This window comes from Murimonas intestini (genome assembly GCF_024622195.1).
Taxonomy (GTDB): Bacteria; Bacillota; Clostridia; order Lachnospirales; family Lachnospiraceae; genus Murimonas; species Murimonas intestini.
The window spans coordinates 93,844-110,454 of sequence record NZ_JANKBI010000013.1 but is presented as its reverse complement, the minus strand read 5'-3'; the positions used below and the strand labels follow the sequence as shown (position 1 = coordinate 110,454).

The 16,611-nt window shown below is 47.6% G+C and carries 5 protein-coding genes; all 5 read left to right on the top strand.

The window, feature by feature from the left end:
• The first annotated feature begins 2 nt into the window (after positions 1–2).
• Positions 3–1,985: a glutaminase domain-containing protein gene (locus tag NSB28_RS17160; protein WP_109747688.1), complete on the top strand. Its 1,983-nt coding sequence runs from the start codon at positions 3–5 to the stop codon at positions 1,983–1,985.
• Positions 1,986–2,149: 164 nt separating this feature from the next.
• Positions 2,150–2,851: a 5'-methylthioadenosine/adenosylhomocysteine nucleosidase gene (locus NSB28_RS17155; protein WP_109747687.1), complete on the top strand. Its 702-nt coding sequence runs from the start codon at positions 2,150–2,152 to the stop codon at positions 2,849–2,851.
• Between the two features lie 162 nt (positions 2,852–3,013).
• A complete protein-coding gene (locus NSB28_RS17150) occupies positions 3,014–4,012 on the top strand; it encodes a hypothetical protein (RefSeq protein WP_257497534.1) in 999 nt (332 codons plus the stop codon).
• Positions 4,013–4,152: 140 nt separating this feature from the next.
• Complete coding sequence (locus tag NSB28_RS17145) at positions 4,153–5,502, top strand: glucose-6-phosphate isomerase (RefSeq protein WP_109747685.1); 1,350 nt, start codon at positions 4,153–4,155, stop codon at positions 5,500–5,502.
• Positions 5,503–5,875: 373 nt separating this feature from the next.
• Entirely contained in the window at positions 5,876–16,606 is a 10,731-nt protein-coding gene (locus NSB28_RS17140) for a SpaA isopeptide-forming pilin-related protein (protein ID WP_257497535.1), read from the top strand.
• Positions 16,607–16,611 lie beyond the last annotated feature (5 nt).

Below are 16,611 nucleotides of genomic sequence, written 5' to 3'. Positions count from 1 at the left end.
GAATGAAAATGGAGAGAGTTCCCAGCGTCCCGCTGATTACAAGTGATCCTTATTTTTCACTGTGGTCACCGGCTGATGAGCTGTACAGCGCGGATACCTGCCACTGGACAGGCAAAGTGAAGAAGATGATGGGATATATAACAATAGACGGTGTGAAGAGGGTATTCATGGGCAGAGATGAGACTTGTCCACATCTGGAACAGACTGGTCTTGAGATCAGGCCCACGTCTTCTGTTTACAGATTTGAGGGAGAGGGGATACAGCTGGAAATCAGGTTTTTGTCTCCCTTACTGCTCACTGATATGGAACTTGTATCAAGGCCCTGTACATATGTAGAGGCAGCTGTAAGATCCACAGACGGAGCTGATCATGGATGCGTTCTGGTATTTACAATGGATGAGGGATTCTGCTATGATGGCCCTCTTAAAAAAGATATGACAGGAGGAGTCCACAGAGCGGCCGGCTTTAACGCCGCCTGGATGGGGCAGATACGCCAGACGCCTCTTGGACACAGCGGAGATGATGTGACTATTGACTGGGGATATTTGTATATGGCAGCTCAGCCTGGCGGAGAAGTTACATATAATAATGAAGATGACAGAAGTACACTAAAGGTATCCTTTGAGCTAAAAGCAGACACGGCAGGGACAGAGAGTTTTTTTGCAGCTGCATATGATGATATGGCATCTGTTATGTATTTTGGCGATGTATTGAGGGGCATATGGACGAAAGGCGGCAGGACGATCCTGGATGTGATAGGCATATCAATACAGGAGCATGGAGCAGCAGCCCAGAAATGCAGCCTGTTTGAGGACAGATTGATGGAGCAGGCAGAGTCGGCTATAGGTGAGGATTATGTACGGATCTGTGCTCTTGCCTACCGTCAGGCCATCGCCGCTCACAAGCTGGTGGAGGACACTCAGGGAAATGTCCTGTTTCTGTCTAAAGAATGCTTCTCTAATGGGTGTATCGGCACTGTGGACGTGAGCTATCCATCTATGCCGCTGTTTCTTCTATATAATACAGAATATGTGAAAGGAATGATGCGACCTGTATTTAAGTTTGCCAGAATGCCTGTGTGGAAATTTGATTTTGCACCGCACGATGTAGGGCGTTATCCATATGCCTCCGGACAGGTATACGGCGTTAAGGAAGAATACGGGTACAGGGAGCCGCACGAAGGGCTTGTATTTCCCATGTACTATAATTATCCAAAAGGAGAGGACATCTACAGCCTGGATATGCAGATGCCCGTGGAAGAGTGCGGGGATATGCTTATAATGGCGGCAGCAGTCAGCATTATGGACGGGAATACAGGATTTGTGGAGGCAGAAATGGACCTGCTGGAAAAATGGGTGTCCTATCTTCTGCGATTCGGGGAAGACCCGGGAGAACAGCTCTGTACAGATGACTTTGCCGGGCATCTGGCCCACAATGCTAATCTGGCGGCAAAAGCTATCCTGGGAGTACAGGCATGGTCCATTCTGCTGAGTATGTCAGGCAGGGGTGAGGAAGCCAAATGGTATGAGAAGAGGGCGAAGGAGATGTCAGAGAGCTGGACAAAACGGGCCGTACAGGGAAACCATACTGTTCTTGCTTTTGGAAGCCCTGAGAGCTGGGGGCTGAAGTATAATCTTGTCTGGGACCTGCTTTTTGGCAGCCATCTGTTTTCTGAGGATATATTTGCCGGGGAAGTCAGCTGGTATAAAGAAAAAATGAATAAATTCGGAATGCCCCTGGACAACAGGCAGACATATACGAAATCAGACTGGATACTCTGGACTGCCTGCCTTACATCGGATAAGGAAGAGATGAGGGAGCTGGCTGCCCCTGTAGCCAGATACTTAAGAGAGACAAAGAGCCGTGTTCCGTTTTCAGACTGGTATGATTCCTGTTCAGGTGATGAGATCAGCTTCCAGAACAGAAGCGTACAGGGAGGGCTGTTTATGCCGCTCTTAAAAGAAAGGTTACTGTTTACTCCGTGACCAGTAACACGCTCCGCGATGCACAGAAACGGCAAAAACCGCCGTTTCGCGCTGCGGCCCTCGGGATGGTGAAGTGTGAACAGTAACAATAAGTCTTTCCCTTGTGATTTTACTGCAAATGGGATAAAATAAGTCAGTAAACATAAGGTTGGAGGAAGACAAGGATGAATAAATTTGGAATTATCGGAGCCATGGAAGTGGAAGTGGAGATCCTTAAAAAGGATATGGCTGTAGAGCGCAGGGTTAAGAAAGCCGGAATGGAATTTGTGGAAGGTACTCTATATGGAAGAAACGCTGTAGTGGTAAAAAGCGGCATAGGAAAGGTGAATGCAGCTGTGTGCACCCAGATACTGGCAGATGATTTCCATGTGGATGCGATCATCAATACAGGAATCGCAGGTTCTCTTCAGGCGTCTATCAATATCGGAGATGTTGTTGTATCTACAGATCTGGTACAGCATGATGTGGATTGTACAGCCTTTGGGTATCCGCTGGGACAGGTTCCGCAGATGGAAATCTTCTCTATTGAGGCAGATAAAGGCCTTGCGGAGCTGGCCAAGAAGGTTTGTGAAGAGGTTAATCCTGATATTAAGGCCATCTCAGGTAGAATCGTAAGCGGTGACCAGTTCATCTGTGACAAAGAAATCAAGAAAAAGATTGCGACAAATTTTAACGGCTGCTGTACCGAGATGGAGGGGGCAGCGATTGCCCAGGCAGCATACTTAAACGGAGTGCCTTTTGTAGTGCTTCGGGCAATTTCTGATAAGGCCGATGACAGCGCAAATATGGACTATCCCGAGTTCGAGAAGCTGGCTGTAAGGCATAGTGTCAGGCTGGTAAAAGGCCTTCTGGAGAAGGATGTTTAGGAAAATCTAAAAGAGGTTTACGTGAAGAGCCTCATCGTTAAAAAAGCCCGTAAATAAGCCACTTGCGGGCTTTTTTTGTCGAACAAATCTGCTTTTCAAACCCCAGGTAATCCGCTATAATGATGGCGAATCGAAAAACTAAATCCAAGAAGGGGGATTCATATGTTACAAACAATTCTGCAACAAAACATGTTTCTTTACGCAATGGGAGTTATCTGTTTATTAGGGGTGATCAGCCAGCTGGTGCTGAACAACCTATATGATAGGATGATACGAGACGCCCAGAGCACTGAACTGCCGCGGGGGAAATTCATAAAGCAATTCCGACAGCGGTTTGGAACGGTACGGCGGATGAACAGCGGGGAGATGAACGCAAGGGCATTTATTCAGAAGAGCCTTATTGAATACCAATGCATGGGTATGAGCCTTCACAGTTATAAAAGGATCGGGGGAGCCTCTTTTATAATATGTGCAGCGCTTGGCATAGCCGGCTATTATCTCAGCGGTACTATGAATTATGCGGCACAGATACAGCAGAATTATTTGTGGGGAGCAGCAGCCACCTGTCTTCTGCTGGCCGTTATCTACGGGCTTTCTGATGTAAGATATAAAGAAAGATTTCTTATTACTGAGCTGGAAGACTATCTGGAGAATTCCGGCATTTCTAATCGCCACCAGGAGGTCGAAGTGACCAACCCTGTTTTGAATAAAGGAAAGAATGCGGATCCTGTCTTAAAAGAGACGGCTGCTGTAAAGGAAGCAGCCAGGGAGGAAGAGATACCGCTTGTCCAAAAGGGTCCGTCCCTGCGGGAAGGACTGTTTATGAGAAAATCTTCTTTGAGTGAGGAGGACTTTGCCTTCAAAGAAGAACCGGCACCGGAGGAGGCCGTCCCCCGTAAGGCGCCGAAAGAAGAGGTGGCGGCAGCGCAGTCTAAGAATGTGACTGTCATGTCCAGGAGGGCCAGAAAGCAAGCTGAGACAAAGGCCCAGCGGGACAAGCGTGAACTGAAGGAAAATCTATCCAGGTTAAAGGAAGGGGTAAGTGAAAGTGCGGCGGAACGGGAAAAGGAAAAGCAGCGCAACACGGAAATCTTAAAGCAGATGCAGCCTGCTGAACAGGAGCGGATTATCAGGGAGGTGCTCAAAGAATTTTTATCTTGATAAAGTAGTATAATTTTGATAGAATTGTGAAGAAAGGGTGACTATTCAGTTATGCAGATCAGGAAAGGAAAATTTTTCTTACGATGGCTGAACAGTGACGAAAGAAATCAAAAAATACTTTGATTAAAGGAGCGGATATTATGAGTGAAAGAGTAACGTTTGACTATTCAAAGGCATCTTGTTTCGTTGGCGACAATGAAGTAGAGGCAATGAAAAAGATCGTAGCCGCAGCCAAGGAAGAACTGGTTAGTAAGAGCGGTGCAGGTAATGACTTTTTAGGATGGATCGACCTGCCCGTGGATTATGATAAGGAAGAGTTTGCAAGGATACAGGAATCAGCGCAGAAAATTCAGGGCGACAGTGAAGTGTTGCTGGTCATTGGTATTGGCGGATCTTACCTGGGCGCCAGGGCAGCAATTGAATTTTTGCGCCACAGCTTCTATAACAATGTATCTAAAGAAATCCGCAAGACTCCGGAAATCTACTACGTAGGAAACAGTATCAGCAGTACCTACTTAAAACACTTGATCGATGTTGTGGGAGACAGAGATTTCTCCGTTAATATTATTTCAAAATCAGGGACCACTACTGAACCGGCAATCGCATTCCGCATTTTTAAAGAGATGCTGGAAAAGAAATATGGTAAGGCAGAAGCAGCGAAAAGAATCTACGCAACGACAGACAAGGCCAGAGGAGCTCTTAAAAACCTGGCTACTGAGGAAGGCTATGAGACCTTCGTCGTTCCGGATGATGTTGGAGGACGCTACTCTGTACTCACAGCGGTCGGCCTTTTGCCAATCGCAGTCAGCGGTGCGGACATCCAGAAGCTTATGGATGGGGCAGCTGCCGGAAGGAAGCGCGCGCTGGAAGCTGATTTTGAGGATAATGATGCACTTAAGTATGCAGCAGTCCGCAATATCCTGTTAAGAAAAGGTAAAACAGTCGAAATATTAGCCAATTATGAGCCAAGCCTGCACTATGTCTCCGAATGGTGGAAACAGTTATATGGCGAGTCCGAAGGAAAAGACCAGAAGGGAATATTCCCTGCATCTGTAGACCTTACAACAGATCTGCACTCCATGGGCCAGTTTATCCAGGACGGAAGCCGTATCATGTTTGAAACAGTATTGAATGTAGAAGAGTCAAAGTGTGAGCTTAAAATTGGGGAAGAGCCGGTTGATCTGGACGGACTGAACTATCTTGCAGGGAAAACTGTGGATTTTGTAAATAAGAGTGCTATGAACGGAACAATTCTTGCCCATACGGATGGAAATGTGCCAAATCTCATGGTCAACATCCCGAGGCAGGACGAGTTTTCATTAGGTGAGCTGTTCTATTTCTTCGAGTTTGCATGTGGTGTCAGCGGATATACTCTGGGAGTGAATCCATTTAACCAGCCGGGTGTTGAGAGCTATAAGAGGAATATGTTTGCGCTGCTCGGGAAGCCGGGTTATGAAAAGGAAAGAGAAGAATTAATGAAGAGATTGTAACTGTGGAACCGGACAGTTGCATGAGATCATAATATCCGATTTAGGGCTGCCTTAGGGCAGCCCACATTTATTTGATTTAAGGGGCGTTTTTCCAACTGGAGAAGCGTCTCTTTATTATTTCAGGGAAACTTAATTCCCGTGATAAAGAGCGCCCCGGGAGTATGCGCAGCTGCGCGCGGTATAAAAGTGTCCGCGTGACGAAGATATGACACTGTTTAATAATTATTTAAGATTCACCACCTAAACGTTAGAATGTGGAAAATCATGCTATTATTTATTAAAATAAGGCCGTTTAATGGCTCCGGCGGGCAGGTTTTCTAAGAGTGAGACGCACTATGTACGCCCTGCACGGATGAAAGGTGGAGAATCGATTATGAACAGAAATAATAAAGGAACCCGGATAAAAAGTCTGATATGTATAATATTGGTGTTTGCCATGTGCGTACCTCAGCTTCTGCTGCAAACCGGGATCGTGCTTGCGGCAGATGAGCAGGAAACAGAGGGCCAGACAGAAGTGACAGGGGATCAGACGGAACCCGCTCAGGAAATAAGTGAGGAGATACGGACTGAAGATAGTGGAAGCGGGGACGCACAGACCACAGAGGGGCAGACACCAGGAAATGGAGACGGGGAAATGCAGCCCCCGGAGAGCCAGACACCAGGAAATGGAGCAGGAGAGCCACAGACAGATGAGAACAAGGCACTGGCAGATGAGGGCGGGGAGCCTCTGACAGAAGAAACATGGGCGTCTGAGAGGGAAAGTGAGACAGATGCTGGTTCAGAAGGCTATGAGAACGGCCGGGATGTAATAGAGTGGACGCAGGACACAGGACACCTTATTCTAGAATTAGAAAAAGCTGTATACATGAATAAAAATCAGGAGAGATTTACTGCTGCAAATAAAAGCGGAAGTATTGATCTGTCAAAGGCAGTCCTGGATGAGATGAGCAGCTTATCATTTGAATTAAGCTTTGATTTTACAGATATAACAGAAGAAAACAAAATAATTGCCGGGGATAGTTTTTCTGTAAATATGTCTCTGGGCGAATGGACGCCGGTGGACGGGGCAGCCGGGGAGGTGAGGCTTTATGATAAGGCAGAGTACAAGGCCTCAGGAACTGGCATGGCGGATGGCGAAACTGCCATAGGCACATACTTTGTCACGGACAGTTTAGTGACAGTTACATTTAATGAAAATGTGGAAGAGATCTCAGGCAGTGAGACATTTGGCGTGATCAGCGTTCCGTTTGAAGCGGATGCGGAAGCATCTTTAGAAAACCAGGGTGCAGTATGTGAGATGATCCTGCAGGAGGGCAGGAATGTGCAGATAATGCTGCCGGCCAAGCAGGAGGAGACAGAAACAGACTCAGAACCGGAATCAGAGTCAGAATCTGGATCGGAGCAAGAATCTGAAAAAGGACCAGAAAAAGGAGTGGAGTCAGAACCAGAGACCAGTCTTGTACAGGAGGAAACAGAAGATGGCGGGGAGAACGGCCTGGATCTTAGCTCCTTCAGAAGATCAGTGATGTTTTTCTCGGAGACGGCAGAGGAATACAGCATCCAGAATCCCAGGGCGTCAGCCAAGACGTTTAAAAACCCGGCCGATGGCGTGAGTAAAGTTAAAATCACACTTGTGGGTTCGGATGACGGCTATCAGGCAGACAGTGATTTAGGAGTAATATTCAGCATTGACATAGTCCTGGACGATGAATATCTGTACCTGCAGCACAGCTTACATGAAGGGGATGCAGGTTATCCGGCCTTTGGAGGGGATATAGATGCATATAATGCCAGGGTTGACGAGTACCTGGAAGGGCTGAGTGAGGAAGAGCTGCCATCTGTTGTTTATACGTTTAATCTGGGCACAGATTTTGTCCTTCCGGGAGAGGCCGCAAAGCAGGAGGTGGACCTGGTATATGAGACAGGAGGTCCAGGGGCGCCGGAGAACCTGGGCAAGTTAACGGTAGAGAAGCAGAGCGGCGGGAACTGGACGGCGTCTGTTATTTTTGATAAAAAGGTTTACAACAGGGAATCTGTCACAGCGGGCAAGACACTTGACCTGCAGGTGGCAGAGGATAAGCTGGATATAAATGAACCTGTCTATGTGGGCTGGGATGGCGCCCTTCCAAAAGTAGGGACCATGGGGAGCCTGACGCCGGATGATCCTGACAAACCACAGGCGCCGGAATATTCTGTCACAAAGGAAGCGCCGGATTCTGTAACTTCCCCATATATTGACTATGTGATATCAGCAGATGCCAAAAAGGAAGGCAGGACGCTGGCAGAAATGATCCTGGTGGATGTCATCCCGGCCGATATGGAGGTAATATCCGTCATCAGGGATGGCAGGGAATTAACAAAAGGTGAGAAATTTTCAGAAGATACATATCTGGTAACAGATGCAGGAGAGCTGCAGTACCAGTTTCCGGCCGCGAAGGAAGGACAGGAGCCTGTAAGTGCACAGTTTACAGTAAGGCTGGCTCTTACTGGGGAGTCTTTTAGGGCATCAGGGGGCGACATGGCCAGGTCTGTTGATAACACTGTATACCTGAGACAAAAGGATGGGCAGACAGAGGCGGCTCACTCAGAAGAAGTGTCCACATCCATGAATATACATCTTCTTGAGAAGGACGGACGCAAGGATGGACTTAACGGCCTGCGCTATTCCTGGACACTTGATGTGAATACGCAGTTTTCAGAGCTTGTGGGGGCGTATATTGTGGATACAATCCGCTGGGATGACCATATGTATGACGCCGTTTCCGGTCTGCAGGTCTATAATGAAAAGGGCAGGCTTGTTAAAAGCCTCCCTATATCAGAAAAAATACCTGCTGACCCTATTGCATACGCCTCTGTTACAAAAGAAAATATTGAGGGGCTTGCCGGGGGAGAGACAGATCCCTTCTATTACAAATACTCAGAAGGGGGAAGTACATATGCAGTTTTGATAATTCCCTTTGGAAGTGAATTGCAGAACCAGAAGCTGAAGCTGAAATATTATACGGAAGTTAATATTGGCGGTATACCTGTTGACCAGTGGCAGGAAGAAAACAGCAATGGAGTCAAGAAACTGACAAATAATGCAAAATTCATCTGGAACAGATATATATACGGAGTCGGACCGGGATGGGATGATTTCGAGTACAGTGCGGACTTAAATAAAGAAATATCAGATCAAGTGACACTTGGCACGAAATCAGCGGGAAATTACGATGAAACTACCCGCAGGATGCAGTGGAAGTTTACTGTGAACGGCTATGGCGCTAATTTAAACAATATGTCTGTTGCAGATATCCTTCCGCCTGATAAGTATGAACTGGACAGTGTAGAGATCAGCTATAGGAAATATCTCCGTGACGGCAGTTCATCCGCAGTAGAAACCATGGGACAGGACAGCGGGGGACAGAAACCCTATTTCAGCCTGGATACATCCACAGGAAATATAAGCATACAATTAGGGGATGTCAGCCAGCAGGAGTACTACGAGATATTTTTGGATGCGGTGGTCATGGATCCGGAAATTATGTCTACCCAGGGGGATAACGCAGGGACACTTTCCAACACAGCAGTACTTAAGGCAAATGTAAATGGGAAAGATAAAGAAAATCAGCTGACGGCTGAAAAGACAGTCCCGAATACTCTGATAGCTAAAGAAGCTGTGGGCGGCTATGACTACAGTACACGTGAAATAGCGTGGAAGACTACTGTGGACATGAACTATACCCCTGTCACAGGTATGGTATTGACGGACATACTGCCGGTGGGCAGCTCCTTCTCTGAGCTTTCCCGGGTGGCCCTGGTGGATAAAGACGGAAACACAGAGGAAGGGAAAGTTAACGGTTCAGCAGATGGAAGTACAGTTGAGTTTGACAGCGGCATCAGGATTACGCTTAATATCACAGAGGGAAAAACGGAGGATGGAAGCTATACCCAGGATACAGCAGTATTTAAATTTACGGATCAGCTTGGTGCAGAAATGGAAAGCCGGCACAGTTTTGTGATTGAGTATAAGACCAGATTTACTGATGAAGCATATCTGAGGAATATATTTCAGAATGATACGCAGGTCAAGGTATTAAATGAGGCTGTGCTCACCGGAAAAGTCAGGGGGACAGATGTTAAAGCCGGAGCAGCGGCGGCCGCAGCCCTGTATATCAAGAATAATAAAATCAGTAAAAATGGAACATATGACAGTGATGAGGGACTAATACACTGGCAGATCATGGTCAATGAGAGCAGGGCAGACCTGCAGGGCATGAGGATTGTAGATAAGATGGGAGACCAGCCCCTTGAGATCGACGATGAATCTGTCACCCTGTCAAAGGTAGACGGCGGCAATGCTGAACTGCTGGCCAGCAGGAGAGACGGCAGTACAGGCGATGGTGGATTTAAAGGCGGACTGGCTGTAAGCCCGCAGGAGATATCATACACAATACCTGCAGACTATGGAACAGAGACACTTCTGCTGGAATTTGATACAGTACTGACAGAGAGTGCAACGGCGGACCAGATCAGCAACAGGGCCAGCCTGATGGACCGGGATGCAGTATATCAGGAGTCCAATGATTCAAACGGGGGCTATACAGGTGACTTTGACATGGATGCCTATGTGCAGTCTGCCAAAAAGCCTGTATTCCAGATACTGAAGACAAGTTCTAATGATGACAGGAACAGCAGCAAGCTTCCGCTGGCCGGCGCCAGGTTCAGGCTGGAAGCATATATGGACACTGATGGAGACGGAATATACACTCCGGACACCCGTTATGATAAAGCAGGGACTACAGGGATGGACGGAAAACTGGCGTTTGTGAACCTGAAATGGGATACAGTGTATCATATAACAGAGACGGAAGCAGCAGAAGGTTATCAGCTCACGGCAGAAGACAGGTATTACATATTTAAAAAAGCTTCTGATGACCAGAATATACAGCTTAATGTAAATGGCAGCACAAAGAATGTTATCTGTATGACCGGAGGAACTGCGGTTGGCGGGGGTAATGGGGAGTTTGCAGAGGCAAACCTGGTGATCCATAATAAACCTGACGCTGATCTGGAAATAAAATTTATAAAAAAATATCCGGATGGCACCACGGCAGGCAGCGATGAAGTTAAATTTGAACTGAAAGATAAAAAGGGCCAGCTTGTAACAAAAAGCGCTGTCACAGATGAAAATGGCATTGTCAGCTTCGGGGACGTGGATCCGGGGGATTATACACTGACAGAAATCAAGTCTCCTGATCCCTATGACCAGGGGGTATCCTTTGACGTCACACTAAAGGCAGATAAAACATATACAATCACACTTGCCAGCGGGAATGCATCCGTAACAACTGACGCATCCCAGGTCAGCATAGTTTCAAATGATTATGCCAGGGGTACGATCCTGCTCAAAAAGACAGATTCTGTGGAGGCTCATCAGATCCCTTTGGCCGGTGCTGTATACACGCTGTGTGATGACAAGGGGATACCTGTGAAGAATGTAAAGGGAGAGAATATAACAGCAGCCAGCAGTGCAGATGGAATCCTCCGCTTTGAAAATATCTCCTACAGACCGGGCGGCTACATTCTGACAGAGACAGTATCTCCTGACGGATATGAGGAACCGGGAGCATTACAGCAGGTTACGGTTTCAGATACTGCTATGAAGGCTGCACTGGCAGCAGAGTCAAACAGTGAGGGAAAGGCAAAGACATTTACTGTTGATTTATCTTCTGAGGCGGAAAAGGCGAACTGGCAGAGAAATACCCGGACAAAAGGCTCTGTATCCTTTACAAAGAAAAACGATGCCCAAATTCCGGAGGCACTGTCCGGGCGTCAGTTTAAGCTTCTGTACAATGACAGTGACGGTTATAACGGGTGGACAAAAGGGACAGAGGCTGGCGGCACTGCTGAGGCGGATGGTACTGGAACAGTAACTTTTACAGATATACCATATGGCAACTACAGGCTGGTGGAGGTAACATCAGAAGGCGATATTTACCAGGAATACGCAAAAGACTTCACCCTGCGCAGCGCGATGGCGGACAGCCTTAAGGCAAACAGGGAAGATGCGGATCAGGACAATAATAACATTTTTCATGTGCAAGTGGCTGACCCGGTAATAAATACACTTATTAAAGGCTCCTTCAGCCTGATAAAAACTGACGGCGCTACGGAGGAACCGTTAAAGGATGTAATATTTAAGCTCACAGGCACAAACGCCTATGGTGAGGAAATATTATTTGAGGAGACCAGCAATGCGGAAGGGAGCATTTCTTTTGACCAGATACCCGTAGGAGATCGGGAAGATGTATCGGGAGCCATAAAGCCTTATCTGCTGTCGGAAGTCCGGCCTGACGGTTACGTGGAGCCGGCAGAGTACCATATTTATGTAAAATCTGTCAACAAAGGGACTGGAGCGGACATAGACAATGAGGCGGAGATCAGGATAGTGCCTCTGGACGCATCAGGCAGTGAGGATACCGGAGAGGCAGCAGTCCTGGATCCTGACACTCCTTATGAAATTAAGAATACGCCTGTAAAAGGCAGTCTGGAATTCAAAAAGGTAAGTGCCAAAGATTCCACAAAAGGACTGAAAGGCGCTGAATATACATTATACAGGCTGGTGGGAGGAGTCAGGGCTGATGATGAGCAGATTCAGAAAAACAGCGCCCTTTCTCCCATTACGGGAACATCAAAAGATGACGGGATTATAGAGTTTGAAAATATTGAATATGGAAACTATGAGCTGGCGGAAACAAAAGCGCCCAGCGGATATCAGCTGGATCCTGTGCCGGTTCAGATAACAAAAGAAATGCTGAAAGATGGGCTGTCTGCGAATAAGAATGAGTTTGCCCACGCTCTGGCAGATGTAAGTGATGACCCTACATCACTCTCTGTTGAAAAGCAGGATCAGTTTGGGCAGGCAGTCACAGGGGCCGTGTTAAAGCTGACAGGAAAGTTTGCTGATGAGGAGCTGACAAGGACAGGCATTAGCTGGACGACAGACGGGGGACAGAAAGATATATCCCAGAACCTGATCGTAGGAGAGAGCTATACGCTGACAGAAGTGTCCGCTCCGGACTCCGGCCTGTACAGAATGATTTCGCCTGTACAGTTTACGGTAGAAAGTGATGGTTCTGTTCATATGACAGGCGGTGATACTAATGAATATTCTTATTCTGAAGGCGTCCTGACACTTAAGGATTATTATTATCTGGCACAGGTAGAGTTGGTTAAGACAGATTCCGTCAGCAAAGCAGGCATGCCGGATGTTGTATTCAGCCTGTATAAGCAGACAGGAGAGGAACCGGACACAGACAGGGATATACTGATTGCCGGCGGCCTTGCCACCGGCCCGGAAGGCAGATGGGATTCCTCGTCTGCAGGTGGTGTGGACAATCCGGTTACAAAAGGCAGTCTCACAGACGGCCTGTGTCCTGGCAGCTATTATTTTGTAGAGATAAGCTGCGGCGAAAGGCATAAGCTGGATCAGACACCACAAAAATTTGAGATTACACAGAAGAATTTTACTGATATTCCAGAAGGAGAAGAGCCGCAGGTCAGACTTAATATTGAGAATGAACCTATTGAGGTGAAGCTTCAGAAGGTTGACAGTAAAAGCGGGGAGATGCTGGAAGGAGCTGAATTTACACTGACGGACCTGGCAGGGTCATCTGAACAGACAGTAGAAACAGGGGAAAACGGGATGGTAATACTGCCCGGTATTGTAAGCGGCAGAAGCTACCGCCTTGAGGAAACAAAAGCCCCCGCAGGCTATATTCTGAGTGACCTCCATCCCTCAGTGGAATTTACAGTAGAAGCTGATGGAAGTGTGTCCTTTATAAAGACTGAGAATACACCAGGAAATGACAGCATCACAGGGGATAAAACAGAAGCACTCATTTTTGCAGATGCAGCTGTAAAGGCAGGTATCAGAAAGCTCTCGCCCGAAGGTGATGAACTGACTGGATGGGAGTTTTCTGTCACAGGCATATTTGCTGAAGGTAAGGGTAAGACTGCAGGTTCACAGAGTACCATTAAGGTATCTGACAGCAGCCCTGAACTGCCGGAGGGCAGGCTGATTGCAGGAAACAGTTATCAGGTAAAAGAAATAAAAGCGCCGGCGGGGTATATCCGTCCGGAATGTAAATACACCATCTGTGTAAACAGTGACGGCACACTTGCACTTGATCCTGACTCCGGCCAGGGGGCGCTGACAGACAATGATGCTGCAGGCACCACAGGAGCATTGCTTAAGATTACTGACCAGCCGCTTAAATTTGGAGTGGATAAGGTAAGCAATGAGGCAGGCAAGAGCCAGCCTGACAGCCAGGATGTGGAACGGGTCACCGGGGCCGTGCTGGAGATACGTGATGAAAATGGCAGTCTCTTAAGTCCCGCAGCTGTCTGGACCAGCGATGGTGCAGCTCCCCATATGATCCTGGAGCTGCCGGCCGGCTCGTACCAGGTGGTGGAGACAGAGGCGCCTTATGGCTATTGTACTGCCGATCCGGTTGTTTTCCGGCTGAATGATAACAATACAATAGAAGTCCTGTCAGGTCCTGGCAAGGTCACAACAGGAGATGACGGCATCCAGGTACTCCAAATGACGGATACAGTAGTCAGCAGCCATGTAAAACTTGTGAAAATGAGGCAGAGTGAAACAGGGCGGGAGCCTTTGGAAGGTGCTGCCTTTAACCTCTATATGCAAAAAGGAGAGAATGCCGATATTACAGAAGATATACTTGTGTCAGCAGATATACTCACAAATGCTTCAGGCAGCTGGACCACTGAGGGAAATGCGGCTGTCCGTACAGATAATGGCCAGCCTTTGTCAGAAGGACTGAGGACTGGAAAGTATTATTTTTACGAGACAGAGACAGGCAGTAATACATGGCTGGATCCTGAGACCCGTATCTTTGCTTTTGAGATAGAGGAGAAAGACCATGGGACTGTTGTAGAGGTAAATGCTGTAAATGCAGCATATATCTCCCATGTATCCTTAAAGAAAGTAGACTGCGTGGATAACTCTCCTGTATCAGGTGCAGAGTTCACATTGTTTGTTGAGAAGGAGGGGCAGTGGGAAAGGACAGAAGCCCAAAGGACAGATGTAAATGGAGAAGTTTTCTTTGACCTGCAGGTAAAAGGCAGATACAGCCTTGCAGAGACAAAAGCAGCATATGGTTACCAGCTGGATGAAGATGCTCCGTATACTGCAGAGTTTACGGCAGATGACTCCTCATATGGAATGACACTGGCGCTGCAGGAAGTAATAGGGCAGGAAGAAGCAGATGCATTTGCGCCTGTACAGAAGAACGCCATATACAAGGACGGCAGTGTGGCCAATTTAAGAGAGCTTGGGATACTGGAACTGACAAAGACAGACCGGGAGGCCCAAAAACTGCTAAACGGGGTGGAATTTACATTATTCAGGGAAGATGATGGAGGACGGTATGAGAAGGCAGGCTCCTTTATCACAGGAAACCAGTATGTGTATACGGATGGCCAGTTTACCGGACAGGAATATGAAGAAGGAAAACTGAAGGTGAAAGGCCTGGACTGGGGCAATTACTATATTCAGGAGACAAGATCTCTGGAGGGTTACCAGTTAAATGACAGTAAATTTGAATTTACCATTGGCAAACTGAATGGTGAGATCATACTCAGAGCCGACCAGGGAAGCATTACAAATGAAAAGACAAATATCTTTTTCTATAAATATGGAAGAGTCATGGAAGACTGCGCAGATCCGGGATTAGAGGGAGTACCTGAACCTGGGTATGCAGTTCCAAAAGCCGGTGCAGAATTTACCATTTACAAGGACGGGCAGTGCTCAGAGGAAATAGAGAAAGGTATCAGCCGCGGGGACGGACGTGTGGAATTTACAGGGCTGCCGGAGGGTACTTACTATATTAAAGAAACAAAGGCTCCGGCAGGCTGTCTGAGAGATGATACAGTTTATAAGGCAGCCCTGGATAAAAACGGTATGTATGGAGGCCTGTATACCGGGGATGAAAAGGAAGTCACGGATATTACCATCGTCAATGATGTGGCAAGGACTGACATTACCCTGAGGAAAGTCTCTGAACAGGATCTGGATCTGGTACTGCCGGGTTCTGAATACGGATTGTACAAGAAAACAGACATGATACCAAAACCGCAGATGAAGGCTGCTATGATGCTTTCAGGTGCACAGCTGCCGCTGGCTGCTCAGGAGGAAGAATGGACCCTGATTGCCAGGGCTGTCACAGATGAGAAGGGCATACTCGCCTTTAAGGGAGTGCTCATGGATACGGAATACATGATCAGAGAGTTAAAGGCGCCGGATGGCAGCCAGGTCTCTGCGAATCCTGTCTCAATACAGTTTACAGCGGACAAAAACGGAAAGGTAAGAGTCGCTGAGGTAAAAGACGGGAATCAGACAGCTGAGGTGGATCTTGAGACAGGAGAGATTGTGTGGAGGGAACCTCCGATCATGCTGGGATTCTGGAAACGTAATACTGATGGAGATGCTCTTGCCGGGGCAGTGCTCCAGCTGCAGGATATGCAGGGAAATGTGGTTGACGAATGGATATCCTCCGATACAGAGCGACATATTATCTATGGTGACAAAATGGATGGAAAAATAGTGGCAGGAAACCAATATAAACTGGTGGAAACTGCTGCCCCGCAAGGGTATGCTGAAGCGGAGCCTGTAATATTTACTGTGGAAGCTTCACCCACAGGGCCAAATGAAAATGCGGTACAGGAAATTGTCATGACGGATGAGAAACAGGAGCCGGAGACAGAAGAGTCAGAGACAGAGGGACCGCAGACAGAGGAACCATCTACAGAAGGGCCGCAGACAGAGGAACCGTCAACAGAAGGGCTGCAGACAGAGGCGCCATCTACAGAAGCACCGTCCACAGAGAAACCAAAGACAGAGGAGCCTTCCACAGACAAGCCGGGCACTGAGGCGCCAGCTAAGGCGCAGACGCCGGAAACAAAAGCGCCATCAGGAGGGGAGGCCGCAAAGACGGCAGATAATACGCCTGTCGTGTGGTATTTGGTTCTTATGGCAGCCGCCGCCGCACTCTGTGCAGAACTTATGTTATATAGAAGAAAAGGCGGTAACCGGAAGTAAGACTA